General features: G+C 49.6%; 13 protein-coding genes. 11 read left to right on the top strand and 2 right to left on the bottom strand.

Annotated features, from left to right (window positions below; all coding sequences use genetic code 11):
* Positions 1-39: 39 nt before the first annotated feature.
* From BMZ67_RS14075 to BMZ67_RS14055, 5 genes are all read left to right on the top strand, one after another.
* A complete protein-coding gene (locus tag BMZ67_RS14075) occupies positions 40-825 on the top strand; it encodes an alpha/beta fold hydrolase (protein WP_092023757.1) in 786 nt (261 codons plus the stop codon).
* Positions 743-1,687 carry a serine aminopeptidase domain-containing protein gene (locus BMZ67_RS14070; protein ID WP_175481931.1) on the top strand — a complete coding sequence of 315 codons (945 nt, stop codon included), beginning with the start codon at positions 743-745 and terminating at the stop codon, positions 1,685-1,687. The genes BMZ67_RS14075 and BMZ67_RS14070 overlap by 83 nt, the downstream gene beginning before the upstream one ends.
* 25 nt (positions 1,688-1,712) lie before the next feature.
* Positions 1,713-2,825: an acyltransferase family protein gene (locus tag BMZ67_RS14065; protein ID WP_175481930.1), complete on the top strand. Its 1,113-nt coding sequence runs from the start codon at positions 1,713-1,715 to the stop codon at positions 2,823-2,825.
* A 227-nt stretch (positions 2,826-3,052) separates the two neighbouring features.
* Complete coding sequence (locus BMZ67_RS14060) at positions 3,053-3,925, top strand: cupin-like domain-containing protein (RefSeq protein ID WP_092023751.1); 873 nt, start codon at positions 3,053-3,055, stop codon at positions 3,923-3,925.
* A gap of 167 nt (positions 3,926-4,092) precedes the next feature.
* Positions 4,093-5,634, top strand: coding sequence for a golvesin C-terminal-like domain-containing protein (locus BMZ67_RS14055; RefSeq protein ID WP_092023749.1), 1,542 nt, complete (start codon positions 4,093-4,095; stop codon positions 5,632-5,634).
* Positions 5,635-5,640: 6 nt separating this feature from the next.
* Here BMZ67_RS14055 and BMZ67_RS14050 read toward each other — a convergent pair whose 3' ends face one another.
* Both BMZ67_RS14050 and BMZ67_RS14045 read right to left on the bottom strand, forming a co-directional pair.
* Entirely contained in the window at positions 5,641-6,837 is a 1,197-nt protein-coding gene (locus tag BMZ67_RS14050) for a DegT/DnrJ/EryC1/StrS family aminotransferase (protein ID WP_092023747.1), read from the bottom strand.
* Positions 6,838-6,858: 21 nt separating this feature from the next.
* Positions 6,859-7,998: a glycosyltransferase family 2 protein gene (locus BMZ67_RS14045; protein WP_092023745.1), complete on the bottom strand. Its 1,140-nt coding sequence runs from the start codon at positions 7,996-7,998 to the stop codon at positions 6,859-6,861.
* A gap of 126 nt (positions 7,999-8,124) precedes the next feature.
* Between BMZ67_RS14045 and BMZ67_RS14040 the strand changes: the two genes are divergently transcribed.
* The 6 genes from BMZ67_RS14040 (at position 8,125) to BMZ67_RS14015 (ending at position 14,818) form a co-directional block, all read left to right on the top strand.
* Positions 8,125-9,144 (top strand): polysaccharide deacetylase family protein, encoded by a 1,020-nt coding sequence (locus BMZ67_RS14040; RefSeq protein WP_245750005.1) that lies wholly within the window; start codon positions 8,125-8,127, stop codon positions 9,142-9,144.
* Positions 9,141-10,283: a glycosyltransferase gene (locus BMZ67_RS14035; RefSeq protein ID WP_092023743.1), complete on the top strand. Its 1,143-nt coding sequence runs from the start codon at positions 9,141-9,143 to the stop codon at positions 10,281-10,283. Before BMZ67_RS14040 ends, BMZ67_RS14035 begins: the two co-directional genes overlap by 4 nt.
* Before the next feature lie 101 nt (positions 10,284-10,384).
* Positions 10,385-11,587 carry a polysaccharide pyruvyl transferase family protein gene (locus tag BMZ67_RS14030; protein ID WP_175481928.1) on the top strand — a complete coding sequence of 401 codons (1,203 nt, stop codon included), beginning with the start codon at positions 10,385-10,387 and terminating at the stop codon, positions 11,585-11,587.
* A gap of 5 nt (positions 11,588-11,592) precedes the next feature.
* Entirely contained in the window at positions 11,593-12,744 is a 1,152-nt protein-coding gene (locus tag BMZ67_RS14025; RefSeq protein ID WP_245750004.1) for a glycosyltransferase family 4 protein, read from the top strand.
* 14 nt (positions 12,745-12,758) lie between these two features.
* Positions 12,759-14,207 carry a lipopolysaccharide biosynthesis protein gene (locus BMZ67_RS14020; protein ID WP_092023737.1) on the top strand — a complete coding sequence of 483 codons (1,449 nt, stop codon included), beginning with the start codon at positions 12,759-12,761 and terminating at the stop codon, positions 14,205-14,207.
* Positions 14,208-14,467: 260 nt separating this feature from the next.
* A complete protein-coding gene (locus tag BMZ67_RS14015; RefSeq protein ID WP_092023735.1) occupies positions 14,468-14,818 on the top strand; it encodes a hypothetical protein in 351 nt (116 codons plus the stop codon).
* The last annotated feature ends 59 nt before the right edge of the window (positions 14,819-14,877 follow it).

Here is a 14,877-nt window from a genome sequence, read left to right as displayed (position 1 = left end):
TGCCCGAATATCAGGCTTTAGTGTTATTGGGAGAAACTCTTGGAAGCGTTTTATTTCGGACCGTCGGAAAGTTATCTTTTCGGAGTGTTCCACCCACGGCGAGGAACCAACCGTAATGAAGCGGTCGTCCTCTGCAACCCGTTTGGCCAGGAATACCTGCGGGCACACAAGTCAATTCGCCGGCTAGCCATTAGCCTGGCGGATCTTGGCTATTCAGTGATCCGGTTTGATTACCGGGGAAGCGGTGATTCCGCCGGTGACCTCACCAACATATCCGCCGACCAATGGGTCGATGACATACGGCACGCCATTCAGGAGGCCCTGGATATGACAGCGGCCCCCAAGGCAGCCTTGGTAGGCCTGCGTTTGGGTGCACTGTTAGCCGCCAGGGCCGCCACGGGTAACCCTAAGGTATCCCGTCTGGTGATGTGGGATCCTGTTCTTGACGGTGCTGTCTACGTGGATGGCATCCGATCGTCCATCGTCGAAGCCCAGGCCCGAGGCAGCCGGTCCCGCCTGACCAGCCCGGATGGGACCCTCCACTTCAACGGGTTCTGTATGCCACCCAAATTTCAAGACTCGCTGAACGGCGCCACTCTTCAGGACATCGTGACGGAGATCAGGGTGCCCATCGCGCAAATCACATCCCACGAAACCGATGGGTTCAGCCAGCTCCAGCAACAACTCGCAGGCCAGCCCGGCTTTCATGCGACATTGGCTCCCGCCCCCCACGACTGGAACTATGTCGATCACGTTGGGGGTATCCTTTGGCCAAAACCCGTCATTGATGCCATCGAACACTACTTTAGTCAGCCAGCGCATTAGGAGAAGGAAGCTCATGCGTGAAAGGGTCGTTACGGTTGGTGAAGATCAACCACTTGTGGGCATTTTGAGTGAGCCCAGCACAGACCAGATTACTGAGCCGAGAACGGCCGTTATCCTATTGAACTCCGGGGTAATTCACCGTGTGGGGTCCTGTCGTTTGTCGGTCACGCTCGCGCGGGCATTGACGGAAAAAGCCGGGATACCAACGTTTCGTTTTGACTTTTCCGGGATTGGCGATAGCGAGGCCCGCCGAGGAACGCTAACCGCAAACCAGGCTGCTGTTGATGAGGTTCAGGAAGTCATGGATTACCTGGGCAAATGGAAGAAATATGACCGTTTTATCCTGTACGGTCTATGTTCCGGCGCGTTTGCCGCCTATAGAACGGCGCTAAGTGATCAACGTGTGCTTGGTACCGTCCAACTGGATGGCTACTGCTACCTGACGTGGAAGAGTTACTTTCATTATTACGCCCCCAGGCTGCTTTCGCCTGCCCGCTGGTACAGTTTAATCTTGCGCAAGCTAGGGTTGAAAAAAGTAAAGAAAGGCGTTGAAGTATCCGGTATTGAAGAACGCTTTTTTGAGGTCCCCGACTTTTCAAGCTACCCGCCTAAGGCTGACGTTGAACAAGGGCTTAAAAAGCTCAACGAGCGTGGCCTTCACATGCTTTACGTCTTCCTCGGTAACGAGCATTACAGCTACTTGAACCAGTTTCGCGACTGCTTTCGCTCGGTTCCCTTTGGCGAAAACCTGACCGTCATCCACCGCCCATTGGCGACTCATATCCTTTCAGAGCCCGAAGACCAGGCTGTGGTTGTCGATGCCATTGCGGCCTGGGTTCATAAACTGCAACAAACCGCCTGAACACTGGGCACAGGTAAAAAGTTCAATGGGACAATCCGCTCAAACCGAGTTAAAGGCACTCACATCGCTACGTGGCATCGCCGCCCTTTTCGTGATGTTCCATCACTTTATGTTCGTTGCTATGCTTGAAGTCGCCCAGTTTGTCCCCTCCCGACTGATTCAGAAGTCTTACCTGTGGGTCGACTTGTTCTTTGTACTTAGCGGGTTTGTTCTGGCATACGTCTACCACACCACGTTCCAAAGCTCCGTCTCCCGAAAGCACTACTGGCACTTCATGCAAGCACGATTTGTTCGTGTCTACCCACTGCACATATTCATGGTCCTGATCTTCGTCGGCTATGAAACCATGCAGTGGGTGCTCTCCGTTTCAGGAGCTCCCGGCATTCATGCGCTTGATGCGCCCTTCACCAACAAACAGAGCATTGAAACCCTAATCACCAACGTATTTCTCCTACAGACATTCCACTGGCAGTCCTACTGGAACGAGCCAGCGTGGTCCATTAGCGCAGAATGGATCACCTATTTTGTCATCCCTTTCACAATTGGTAAGGTGCTCCGCCTTGGAGAGTCGAAGTTAGCCCTGCTCGCCATATCAGCATTGCTGCCTCTGATTGCGATTGAGTGGTATTTTGGGGACCTGGGGCTCTACTATGCGGGCTGGCCCATGCTGATCAGGTGTTTCTGCGAAGCCACCCTGGGGATACTCGCTTTTCGCTGCTACAAGGAAGGCCGTCTGAAAAGCCTCGCCAATGCCGAATTACTGACACCGGTCTTGTTCCTCAACCTGCTCATTCTGGCATTCCCTGGGCCAGGCGTCCCTTCTGTCGCCGGGTTCGTTTGGCTTGTACTCTGCGCCTCCCGCCTACCGTCGAGCCAAGGTCATATCCTGAATCACCCGCTACTCGTCTACCTGGGCAAGATCTCGTACTCCATCTATCTCGTTCACTGGCTGTTCGTCGACATGGTCAGGGATGCTGGCCCCGTTCTTATTGGTACACCCTTCCATGAAACAATGCCTTTGAGCGCTCAGATGTATTCCATCGTTGCAATGACCATCCTGACGATCGGAATATCCGCCCTGACCTACCGTTATATCGAAGAACCAGTTCGCCGCCGCTTCAGACCAAAGTCTATCTGAGACTGAGCAAATTTCTTCGACTGGCCTATTGCCTGATATTTAGGGTAATCGGGGCCATATTACCCGCCGTTATGAGCCAACCTTACTCATGCCCAACCCTTCCAATACCGTGCATTCGCCCATAGCAGGAACGACTAGTATTCAATAAGAGGGAAGCGTTCAAAGAGAGGACCTCACCGGATTGCACCCATTCGGGTTACGAGAGTCTCATTAAACAGGTCGTAGTTATGATCCGTTTCAATAAGAACACCTCTCCCTTGGGAGAACTATTGGGGAAAGAGCCCGCCCCATTGGTTCATGATTTCCATGGCTTGGGTTTATGTTCTGAGTCGGGCCTGCATGAATTACTAACCACAACCCCCCGCGAATGCCTAAAAGCCAAAACGGCCAGCCAGCAAAGGCAGGAACGGTTTAGCACACAGAACATATCCAGGCACAAGGTATTGGAACTATTTGAAAAAACCGAAGAGGATATGTGGATCGTGCTCCACGAAATTGAGCATAACCCTATTCTTATACCCCTGTTCCGGGAAATGGCATCGTTCCTCAAAGAAAACCTTCCACCGTATTTCGGAAATATAAGGCTTTGCACTGGCTCAATCTTTATTAGCAGAGGCACAGCATCAACCCCATATCACCTCGACTATGGCAGCAACATCTTATTGCAACTATGCGGTAACAAGCACTTTCTCGCCTTTAGCCCTAATGACCCTGAACTGGTCCCAAAACAGGCTCTTAAGGAGTTCTTCAAAGGTGACGCAACCCCTCCTTCCTTAATATATTCCCCCGCCTTCGAGAAAAAAGCGCTGATGCTGGACCTCAAGCCTGGCGACGGTATCTATATGCCGTCAACAAGCCCGCATTGTACCGACACTCAGGGCTCTCAGGTGTCGGTTACTTTGAGTCTCTCATTCATTGCGCCAGTGGCCGAACATCTACGGCGTACGAACTTGTTTGATTCGAAGTTCCCTCACCTGGCGTTCGTCCCGGGCTGGGTCAAGCAGGGGCTTCTGGCCTGCTATGAACCCCTACGGCAAGGTTTTGGGGGTAGGCAGCCCCAACATAAGAGTTTTAAACCTGATGTATTCCAATCAAAGTAGTCGCTACTAACGCAGTTTAGCCGCCGCCAAACATTGAATAAAAAAGGCTTTTATATAATTACAAAAACTATTTTCAACCTTTGAATCTAGCGACTGTATGCCATGATTAAACAAGGTCAATAGAGCATACCGCTCTCTCCGAAACTGTTTATGCAGAGGACGCTGTTATGGTCAAGCCCAACACGGTGCTACTGCTCTCCGTCGCCGGTACACTCGTGGCTGGCTGCGCAACCAGAACCCCCATAGATGTGGAAGACCTGCCACCAAGCTCCGCCGGCAGTGCTTCAGAGCACGTCATTGACCGGGACAACGTTGGTTTCTACAGTGATGGAAACTGGTCAATTTCAACCTCCATTCCTGGTTATCAGGGGAGCGATTACCTGATATCTGATCCCGGAACAGGCAGCAACGTGGCTACCTGGAACCTCAACATTATTCGTACCTTTGACGTGTTCGCGAAATGGACCTCAACGTCGCAAAGAGGGTCGAACGTAAAGTTTGTGATCTACCACCTGGATGCAAATAACAACCTGACGACAGACACTGTAACTGTAAGCCAGCGTGAGAATGGCGGCACCTGGGTCAAACTGGGAACTTACCGCATGTCTACTCTGACAGGGCGAGTAACGGTCAGCAACGATGCCGATGGCTGGGTTGTTGCAGACGCAGTGTTATTCAGGGAGGCCGGTGCTGAAACAATTCAACCTGGCGACCAGGACAGCGATGGAGACGGTATTTCCGACGCCCTGGAACTCCAGTATGGCCTTGATCCCAACGACCCCTCAGATGCCTCAATGGACATGGACGGTGACGGGCTCTCCAATAAAGATGAAATCTTACTCGTCCTGACAGATCCATCCGTGGCGGATAGCGATGGCGACGGAATTCCCGATGGGTTTGAAGTGAACTACGGCCTAGACCCTTCGGTCAACGATGCCGCGGCCGACTCGGATGGTGATGGCATATCCAATTTCGATGAGTACAAGGCTGGCTCAGACCCCAATGACAGCAATAGCATTCCCGCCGGGAATTACGTCTTGTTGACGTGGACGCCTCCGAACCAAAGGGCCGATGGTACCTCTCTATCAACGAGTGATATTGCTTACTATGAGCTTTCTTACCAGATGGCCATGGCTGGAGAGGAGCAAATTGTTGATAACGATAGCACCGACTTTATTAGCTATGGGGGCGGTAGAACGTCTTCAAGTTACAAAGGCTATTACGGCAGCAGCTACTTTATTATGGATCCGGGCTCAGGCGAGACAACCGCTGAATGGCAAGTGTACAACCTGTCCCCAGGCGTACAGTATGAGCTCTACGGGTACTGGGTAGCCTCTGCCAGAAGGGCGTCCAACGCCACTTATCAATTCACGTACACTGATGCAAATGGCAAGCAGGTGACAACATCCTCAGTGGTTGATCAAAGAGACAACGGAAGTACATGGCAGCTGCTTGGCTCATTCGAATCATCCGGTGGCCAACTAACTGTAAAAATTGACAATAATGCCGATGGATATGTTATTGCGGATGCAATAAAAGTTAGCGCTGCATCGTCCTCCGCAACAACCGAAGTCATCGAATCAGGTGATACTAGCCGCTATATTGTCAGAGACTTGCAACAGGGTGAATGGCAATTCCAGATCAGAGCCACTGACTCAAACGGTTTGACAGGGGAATACTCGGCTCCTGTGACCCGAACCGTTGAGTAAGCCACCCTATCGATGATGTGCGCAGGCTTGTGGGGGCTCCCGTGTACTCAGCCCATCCAGTACAGCGGCAATAAGCTTGATATCAGCCTCGCGCACATCTTCATGACAAGGCAGAGTCAATAACCTGGAGGCAAAGCTATCTGCGACGGGATATTCCTTTTTCTGTATAAGCAGCGCCTCTACCCCTGGGACGTCAGGAAGGCTGTTTCGATAAAAACTATTCGCAGATATCCCGTGAGCATTAAGTTCTAATTCTGCCCTGTCTCGTAACTCAGTACTGGGAGCAAGAATCGCGTATCGAAGGCGTGGTAAACGCTCATCGAGACCACCAAGTTTTTTGTTGGTTAGCCCCAGTCGTATCCACCCTTTAGTATCCAAGGTATCCAGGCAGGAATCATAGATCGGGTGTTGCACCGGACGATTTTCAAAACTACGAATGCCCGACAATACCAGTCTCGCGGGAATGTCATTGCGAGAGGCCCCGTCGAGCGGCCGGTACCTGGTTTCACCTAATCGCAGAAAGGGCAACCGTTCCAACAATAGATAGGGTATTCGGCGCATCAAGGCATTAAATATCAGCCTTTTCAGGCGCCATTTCAATCCAATCTCAGTTCGCAGCAAAGGGAAGTGATCCAATACTGCACTGCATGTCGCAATAGCCTCACTCCTGATCAGTAGCGCGCCCCCTCCCATAAGGTTAATGGGCTTTCCGCGGCCAAAACTCAATATAACAGCGTCGGCAACGCCACTATTGACGCTCGCAGGTGGAAAGCACTGCGCCGAATCCTCAATGAGGAAAAGGTCGTGCTCCCTGCAAACCGAAGCCAGTAGCTCCAGGCGCTCTGGAATACCCAGAAAACCAACGGCTATAATTGCGATCGTTGATGGGCCAATTGCTTCACGGACCTTCTCCAGATCCATGAAAGGAGTATCTGGCATCAAATCAACCAATACCGGTTTTACGCCCTGAGAAACCACCGCCGATACTATGTCAGGACAACCGTAGGCAGGGAGAATAACTTCTGGGCGTGACTGGACTTTCTTTCGGTTCAGTGCGACTGCCACAGCGATTGCTAGCGCATCGGTACCCGAGGACGTAAATTCAGCCTGGTAGAATGAGCCCCATATATACGGTGGCTCAACCTGCGGCTTATGCCCCGGCTTGGGCACTCGACTTCCAACCGGCCTTACCTTTCCCCACATCGTACTACCCCCGAACGCCCGTTAACGCTTTGACGGCGTCCAGACAGTCATACGTCTTCCGGTAAGAAAGAAAACCGTTGCATGCGCTATCGCAATATTCACCTGAACGAAGAAATAAGGGATTTTTATAAGTGCCTGCGCTCTCAGGTCTGGAGAGAAATGCCCCGCAAGTACCAACCCATAAAATGCTGCTTGTCCAAGCAGGGCCAAGGTATAGAAAGCGCCCTTGCCTGCCAGGGCAATTGATGTAATGAACAATAAAACGAGGAACCACGGAACCGCCCATCTCATGAGCTTGTGGCCGAATACCTGAAAAGCAAACAAACCAAACTTAGATGGATTCAACACCTCAAGGTGCCGGCTGAGCGCAGTCCACCCCCGAATGACCGTTCGAATTTTACGCTGATACTCTTTTTGTGGGTCACTGACGTCTGTATAGATGCCAACAACATCCGGGGCTGTAACTGCTACGACGCCTTTACGGGCGCAGTTCAGGGCCGTATTGAAGTCACTTGGGGAATAAATGTCCCAGTCTACTTCGCAGACATCGCGTCGAGCGGCAAAAAAAGAACCGCTTAAACCAACAATACCGGCCCTCGAAGACTCAAGCCTTCTCAACCACATTTCGTAACGTACATAAGCGCCTTCGCCAACTATGCCACCATCCCTGCTGACGAAACGGTCCTCGCTTGAAACAGCACCGACATCCGGGTCATCAAAATAACGCACAAGCTTGCGAAGAGCGTCGGCAGGTATTGTCGTCGCGACATCTGAAAACACCACTATGTCGCCAGTGGACTTACCAATCGCCTGAAGCTGAGCATTCTCCTTGCCCTTTCGCTCGGTGGCACGCGCCAACACGACATTTTTCCCGCGAAACTCCCCTACAATCTCATCCGTCTGGTCACTAGAGCAGTCTGACGCAATCAGGATCTCTAAGTCAGGGTAGTCAATCTCCAGACAGTTTTTTATCTTCTCCCGAATGCGGCTTTCTTCATTATATGCAGTGACAATAAGGGAAATTTTGGGGGGTGGGCTATCAGGCGTTTCTTGACCAAAATCCTTTACCTGCCGTTTAGGTATCAACATCAATACAATCGGATAGATAAAGTAACTGAACACCGCGCCCAATAGTGCCAGCCAGAATGTAATTACAACCATTGCGCCCCTTCCCTGCGGACCAGAAATAATGACAAAACCGCCACCTGCTGGCAGAATCTTAACCCCAGACTATACAGGGACGATAGGGCCAAAACCACTGGCGGCAATCAAGGAGGCGTAGTCTTGGTGATATTGAGATCTGGTTTGAAATCTTTTGCTATAGCGGTGTTAGCCGCCATCGGCTGGATGAAGCTAAAGCTCCAACGCCAGCCCACCCTTATTATCTTGACCTACCACAGGACATTACCCAAGCATCACCCTGACCGCGAGTATGAGCAGCCTGGGATGGTCACTGCACCAGAGGTTCTGGCAAAACATGTGGACGCCATGAGCGCCATAGGGGCGGAGCCAATTCACCTCAATGAATGGCTAAACAAACGAAAGGAAGGCCTGCCTCTGCCAAGATTGTCCTATGCCGTCACATTTGACGACGGCTGGAGAGACAATTACCAATATGCCTACCCTATCCTTCTCGAAAAGAACGTTCCAGCAACTATTTTCCTCGTCACAAAGTTGGTCGACACAGAAAAAACTTTCTGGCCTGAACAGGTCCTGAAACTGGTTACAACCCAGGCCATCCCCCACGCTGCAAAGGAGTTTGAATGGCTAAAGCCATTCCTGCCTCACAATCAACCCAGTGTGCCCCTGAGCCTCGAAGAAGCCGACGAAGTCATTGGCAAGTTAAAGTCACTGGATGACCAGACCATCCTTTCTCACCTCAATGACCTTCCCCCTATTTACACAGACCACGGCGGCAAAAAAAGCGGCCGCGCCATACTAAACACTGATGAAGTTAACGAAATGGCGTCTGACGGATTGGTAAAATACGGAGGGCATACCCGTCATCATTTCCGGTTAAACCGTCTTGATGACGACCTCGCGCTTCAACAGGAAATAGCAGGCTGCATGGAAGACCTTCAGGTGCTGAATTACGGGCAGATTCCTGTCTTCTGTTACCCGAACGGTGATATTACTGATCGAGGCCAGAGCTTGGTAAAGGCACATTTTCAGGCTGCATGCACAACCAAACTGGGCTGGAATACGTCAAAACAGGACTCCTACGACTTACATCGTTTTAACCTGCACGATGGCAATAGCGCATCTCGTCTGCGACTCCTTTCAACCATAGGGCGTTCGATCCTATGACTATGACCAACCAGGCAAGCCCTCTGGTCGTTACACACATCGTCTCCGGGGACATCTGGGCAGGGGCGGAAGCTCAAGTGTACACCCTGTGTAAAGCATTAGCTGAGACCAACGGCATTGTAACGACGGCTGTCGTTTTCAACGAAGGCATACTTAGCCAAAAACTTCAGGCCCTTGGCATTCACGTCGAAATAGCCGACGAAACTCGCCTAAACGGTTTCCAGATTATCGGCCGAATCAGGCGCCATTGCCTCGACTATAAAACCCAGGTAGTTCACACCCATGGATTCAAAGAGAACGTCCTAGGGATCGCAGGCAAAGAGCTCGCGCGAGTGCCTTCCTCTGTTCGGACGATACACGGTAATCCCGAAACACAGGCCAAGTCGCTCACCAAGCGCCTAACCCACAAGCTTGACATTGTCCTCAGCCGGTATCGGCAACAAGCTATTATTGCCGTATCTACCCAGCTCTATGAAAGCCTGACTCCTCTATTCCCCGGCAAGGTCCATAAAATCTTTAATTTCATCGACATTGATGCGCTTCGAAGATCACACGCAGCGATGGAAATCGAACCAGTGCCTTCAGCCACCAAAGTCCTTGGGATCGTTGGGAGACTAATGCCGGTGAAACGCATAGACATCTTCATCAAGACGATCGCTGAATTAAACCGTCAGGGTATTTGTTGTCTCGGCGTTATCATTGGGTCCGGACCGTTGGAAGCTGAGCTAAAGCAACTCGTTCAAGACCTGGACATTGGGGATCTAATATCGTTCAAAGGCTTCGTCAATCCCGCTTTTCAGGAAATCCGTGAGCTCGACGTCTTGCTTATGACGTCGGATCATGAAGGGCTGCCGATGACACTTCTGGAGGCGTTAGCACTGGAAACACCCGTCGTTGCGCATTGTGTCGGCGGCATTCCTGAAGTCCTTGGAAATGGAGCTAATGGCTGGCTAGTCGACGCCCAGTCACCGCAAACCTATGCCTCCAAACTTGCACCTCTTCTGGAAGACGACAGCCTGCTGCGTTCAAAAGTAGCGGCAGGATTGACGCACGTGAACAATTTTTTTGGTGTAGGTGCAAATACAAAGAAGTATGTGGAGTTATACAATAGACACAGAAGCGTGACTGCACACCAATAGCGATTAGCGCAGCCTGATGCCGACGGTTTCTCGGTTGGCTTCAGGCTCAATAAGCAACATGGATTGATAAATAGCTTATGCATTACAGGGTACGTAATAAAATGCCAAAGATTCTGATGCTTTCTGACATAACAGGGCTTGGGCCGGACTATCACGTGGGCGACGAGGCCATGGCGGAAGTTGCCATCGAACGGCTCGGAAAGTTAGTCGGAAAAGAAAACCTCATCCTCGGCTGCGCAAATCCTTCACAAGTTCCCGAAACTTACGGCATTCGCGCCTTTTCGTTCTACCATGTCCCGGATGAAGCCTTCCGAAAACTTTTATGGACCAAGCCCCTATCGTACTTCAAATCCATCGCAACCAACCTGTATCAGGTATTACGCTGCGACAAGGTATTAATCTGCGGTGGTGGAAACATGACCAGCGTATGGCCCGGGGTTCTTGAAGCCCGCTTGAGACTGATAAAGATGGCGAACTTCTTCGGCAAGGAGGTTTATCTCGTCAGCCAAACCATAGGGCCATACCAGGATGCGCACCGTAAAAGCGTTGACCAGCTTCTTGGAAGTGCAAAGTGGATCGGCGTGAGGGACATAAATTTTTCGCATACTCAAATCAGCGCTCCGGTGCATTTCGCTCTCGACGATGCCTGCTTTCTTGAAAAGAAACATAGCCCCTATACCCAAAAAATATCCAAGGACAACGCCCCATTTGCCTGCGTATCCATGCGGAAGTTTGGCGGCATGGATGATGATGATGTCCTGAGAGTAGCCTCCGCGATTGAAAAGACGGTCCGGCAACGAGATTTAAACACTGTCTTTATTCCTCACCACGCACCCGCCGGTTTGAAAGGCGACATTGAGTTAGCGCAGAAGATCAAATGCCTTTGGCAGGAAAAAGCCTTTTTCGAAGTCAATCCTATCCCGTTGGCATCTGAACTTAAGGCATTAACGGCAGATAGCCAATTCGTAGTATCCATGCGTTACCACCAACTGATTTTTGCCCTGTCCATTGGCATCCCCGCAGTTGGCATCTATGTGGACGAGTACACCCAGGCAAAACTCAGGGGCTCATTTGAAGCGTTGGGGTTAGAACCTTTGGTGACGTCCATTGAGAACGTTGAGGACGAACTGAACGACTTGGTTTCGAAGGCACTCGATTCAAGGGACGCATTTGAGGCAGCTGCACGTATGATTCAAAACGAAGCGAAGCGCGCCAGTGAGCACCCCTACCTATTGATCGCAGGGCTCACGCCGGACACGCAGCCCGGCCCAGCAGGTGCGATGACGGAGGTTGGAAAACCGTGAAAGGGATGATGGTTCTTTTTCATTGCGAATCCAACCCCGGGTACGCTGCCTCGAGTCACGAACACACTTTTTTAAACGTCGCACAGAACCTTGTTGGCGACATCAATAACATTCATTATGCCTATTCAAATCTGGACGGCGGTATGACCCCATCGCTCCCAGAAGAGCTAACCAATGTCATTCACCTCGACACCAAGTGGTCTCGTCCCGACCAGCTTCGCGCAATCAAAAACTACGTGAAGCAACATAACATCAAATACCTTCTAGGATTCGACCAGCCTGTTTCCCGGCCTATGTACCAGGCATTCAGAAAAGGTGGAGTTAAGACATTTGTTTCGTACTGGGGAGCTCCAATGAGCTCTATCAATACTGGAATTAAGCTATTCCTGAAAAAACTTGAGGTTTCATCGAGGCGCCATGGCCCGGACCACTATATTTTCCAATCAAACGGAATGCGTGATACCGCCATTAATGGCAGAGGGATCCCAGCCACCAAAACATCTATTGTAAAGACTGGCATTGACACCTCCAGATATGCGCCGGATATAAGCAAGCAATACTATGCCCATCAATGCTTCAACATTCCGGAAAATCGAAAAATTGTCGTTTTTTCAGGGCATATGGAAAGGCGGAAGGGAGTTCATGTCATATTACAAGCAGCCAAAACCCTAACCCAAGACTTGGCCTACAAAGATGTTCACTTCTTGATTCTGGGAAACCGTCCCGGAGAGAAGGAACTGTTCTCAGAATACTTACAATGCCCCGAGGTTAATGAGCACATTACCTTTGGAGGATATCGCCCAGACGTAAGCGATATTTTAAAGAGCTGCGCGATTGGTATGATCGCATCTGTCGAGTGGGACTCGTTTCCAATGTCATCCCTTGAGATGGCTGCCACGGAGCTCCCTCTTCTGGTATCAAACCTTTCCGGGCTGAATGAGGCCGTGACACCAGAGACTGGCATTAAATTCCCAATCAGCGATTACAATACCGCTGCTATGGAACTCAAGGCGCTTCTCGACAACCCAGAACTCATGAATACGATGGGAAAAAAAGGTCGGGAACGCGTGATAGAACACTATTCCCGAATTTCGCAAGCAAACGGCATTCTACAAGTCTTTACTTCCCTTGATCATCAGGTGAGAAACACGCTTTGACTCAAACAAAGCAAATGGTTAAACACTCAACAATCTATGCCGTCGGCAACATTTCTCGGCAGCTTGTTGGCTTTTTAATGCTACCTATATATACCCGTTATCTTACGCCAGCGGATTATGGGGTAATTGGTCTCCTTATATTCGTTGTAAGTCTTTTTGAAATAATCTTGGGTGGACATATGTTCCAAGCTGTACCCAAGTTCTATCATGAAGAAAGTAATCAGAAAGACAAGAATTCCGTAATCACAACGGCATTTTTGGTAACGAGCCTATTCTCAGGGGTTGCTTGCCTAATCATGGCCGGGTTTTCCACACCGATTTCAGGCCTGGTATTTGGAGACCTTCAATATGACATCTACATCATTATATTCTCGGGACTCATACTCACTCATGCCTTAGAGCAATACAGTCTTACTTATCTTAGAATCATAAAGAGACCTTGGACGTTTTTTAACTTCAGCATGGCTAAACTGGTCCTTCAGCTTAGCCTTAACGTTATCACAATAGTGATAATGGACTGGGGGCTCATGGGTTTAGCCCTAAGCAGCCTGACTTCCTCACTAATCGTAGCCATAGCCTTAACTATATACACCTTATCTCACACTGGGTTCTCTATTAAGTCCGACATATCAGTAAAGATACTGAGATTTAGTTGGCCACTATGGGTTTCGGGATTAATAGGGCTTTACATTGGCTCATCCAATAGATACTTCATCAGGGTATTTTCCTCACTTGACGACGTAGGCCTTTTCGAGCTTGCAGCCAAGTTTGGGGCTATTGTTAGCCTTTTAATCTGGAATCCTTTTTCGCAGTATTGGCAAACCGAACGCTTTGCTATTGCGAAATCGGAGAATCCATATCCTGCTTATTCATTGGCATTCAGAATGATTACGGCACTTCTTCTGATTTCGGGGATTTTTGTTAGTTCATTTTCCCCTTTGGTCATTCAGTTAATGTCTGCCCCGGCCTTCCATACTGCCATTAACGCTGTCCCTTTTCTCATTCTCGCCGGAATTTTCCAGTGCTTGGTTATTTTCAATAATTTTAGCTTTATGCATACAAATCGAACATTTGAACTAACCAAAAACAACCTTTTTACAGCCTTCTTTATAACTATCTTCTACCTTTTCCTAATTCCTGAGTATGGTTTTATAGGGGCATCGCTAGCATTAGCTATCGGATATATTGCCCAGTATATATACGCGCTCCACGCCGCCAATAAATTTTACCCACTAAGGATAGGTCAGAGACCCCTTCTACTTTCCTGCCTAGTATTTTCTACATTTGCAGCCATCGATTACAATATCCAGTATCAAGAGGGAATTATAATAGCGGCGTCAATTAAAATCGTGTTGTCAGCGCTTAGTTCGATTATTGTTATATTTCTACTATTCCATAAAGCTGAAATACTGGAAGCAAAGGGTCACCTTCAAAGCATTCTTAAGAAACGTCGATCCAATTAATTGAACAAGTTCCATTCGGTAGGCGCTGAATAGAATACGCACCCCACTGTTGCCTAAAAACGCTTAAGGGAAAGGCGCTTCAGGTCTAGCAAAAATGCGATTTTCTACTATATTGAGTGAGACCTTTTTATTCATCGCTCTATAAAAGGGTCGAAACCAACCTCCGTCGAAGGGTAGAGACTTGACTCTTACGTGCTAACTATTACGACTGCACACAGCTCAGGCTGCCCTGTTACTTTTTTTCAAAAAGGATATTTGAGATGAGTTCCATGACATTGTACTCAGCTGCTATTCAAGCTAACGAAGGGTTTGATAGCCCCGTGCCGGTTGAGGGCCTGCCTGGCTGGACAGTCTTTAAGCAGCAGCAGACCGAAATATATGTTATTACCCACAATTTGAACCTTTCCAACCCCGGATTGGAGATGCAGGTGGTGGCCACCTCAATGAGCCCTCAAGTTCGGGTAGTCGTACAACATGTTGATCCCAACAGTTTTACTGTTTCGTCTTGGCACGACAATTCAATCCCGGCTCAAACCGACTTTATGTTTATTGCAACACACAAAAACGCACCAACCCCCCCTACTAAACTTACGTCCAGTAGTTCGTCTTAATCCCGTTAGAGTAAAAGATCCTGCCTTGGCTACACACCTGAATGCCGCCCAAACAATAT

It is taken from the genome of Marinobacter zhejiangensis (assembly GCF_900114775.1).
GTDB classification, from domain to species: Bacteria; Pseudomonadota; Gammaproteobacteria; order Pseudomonadales; family Oleiphilaceae; genus Marinobacter; species Marinobacter zhejiangensis.
Note: the sequence above shows the minus strand (reverse complement) of the source record. Positions and strands in the feature narration are given on the sequence as shown.

Excerpts from the sequence above, each read along its gene's own strand:
- BMZ67_RS14045 (WP_092023745.1), bottom strand. The coding sequence starts at position 7,998 with ATGGTTGTAATTACATTCTGGCTGGCACTATTGGGCGCGGTGTTCAGT.
- BMZ67_RS14065 (WP_175481930.1), top strand. The coding sequence starts at position 1,713 with ATGGGACAATCCGCTCAAACCGAGTTAAAGGCACTCACATCGCTACGT.
- BMZ67_RS14060 (WP_092023751.1), top strand. The coding sequence starts at position 3,053 with ATGATCCGTTTCAATAAGAACACCTCTCCCTTGGGAGAACTATTGGGG.
- BMZ67_RS14025 (WP_245750004.1), top strand. The coding sequence starts at position 11,593 with ATGATGGTTCTTTTTCATTGCGAATCCAACCCCGGGTACGCTGCCTCG.
- BMZ67_RS14070 (WP_175481931.1), top strand. The coding sequence starts at position 743 with ATGTCGATCACGTTGGGGGTATCCTTTGGCCAAAACCCGTCATTGATG.
- BMZ67_RS14030 (WP_175481928.1), top strand. The coding sequence starts at position 10,385 with ATGCCAAAGATTCTGATGCTTTCTGACATAACAGGGCTTGGGCCGGAC.
- BMZ67_RS14020 (WP_092023737.1), top strand. The coding sequence starts at position 12,759 with ATGGTTAAACACTCAACAATCTATGCCGTCGGCAACATTTCTCGGCAG.
- BMZ67_RS14050 (WP_092023747.1), bottom strand. The coding sequence starts at position 6,837 with ATGTGGGGAAAGGTAAGGCCGGTTGGAAGTCGAGTGCCCAAGCCGGGG.
- BMZ67_RS14015 (WP_092023735.1), top strand. The coding sequence starts at position 14,468 with ATGAGTTCCATGACATTGTACTCAGCTGCTATTCAAGCTAACGAAGGG.
- BMZ67_RS14055 (WP_092023749.1), top strand. The coding sequence starts at position 4,093 with ATGGTCAAGCCCAACACGGTGCTACTGCTCTCCGTCGCCGGTACACTC.
- BMZ67_RS14035 (WP_092023743.1), top strand. The coding sequence starts at position 9,141 with ATGACTATGACCAACCAGGCAAGCCCTCTGGTCGTTACACACATCGTC.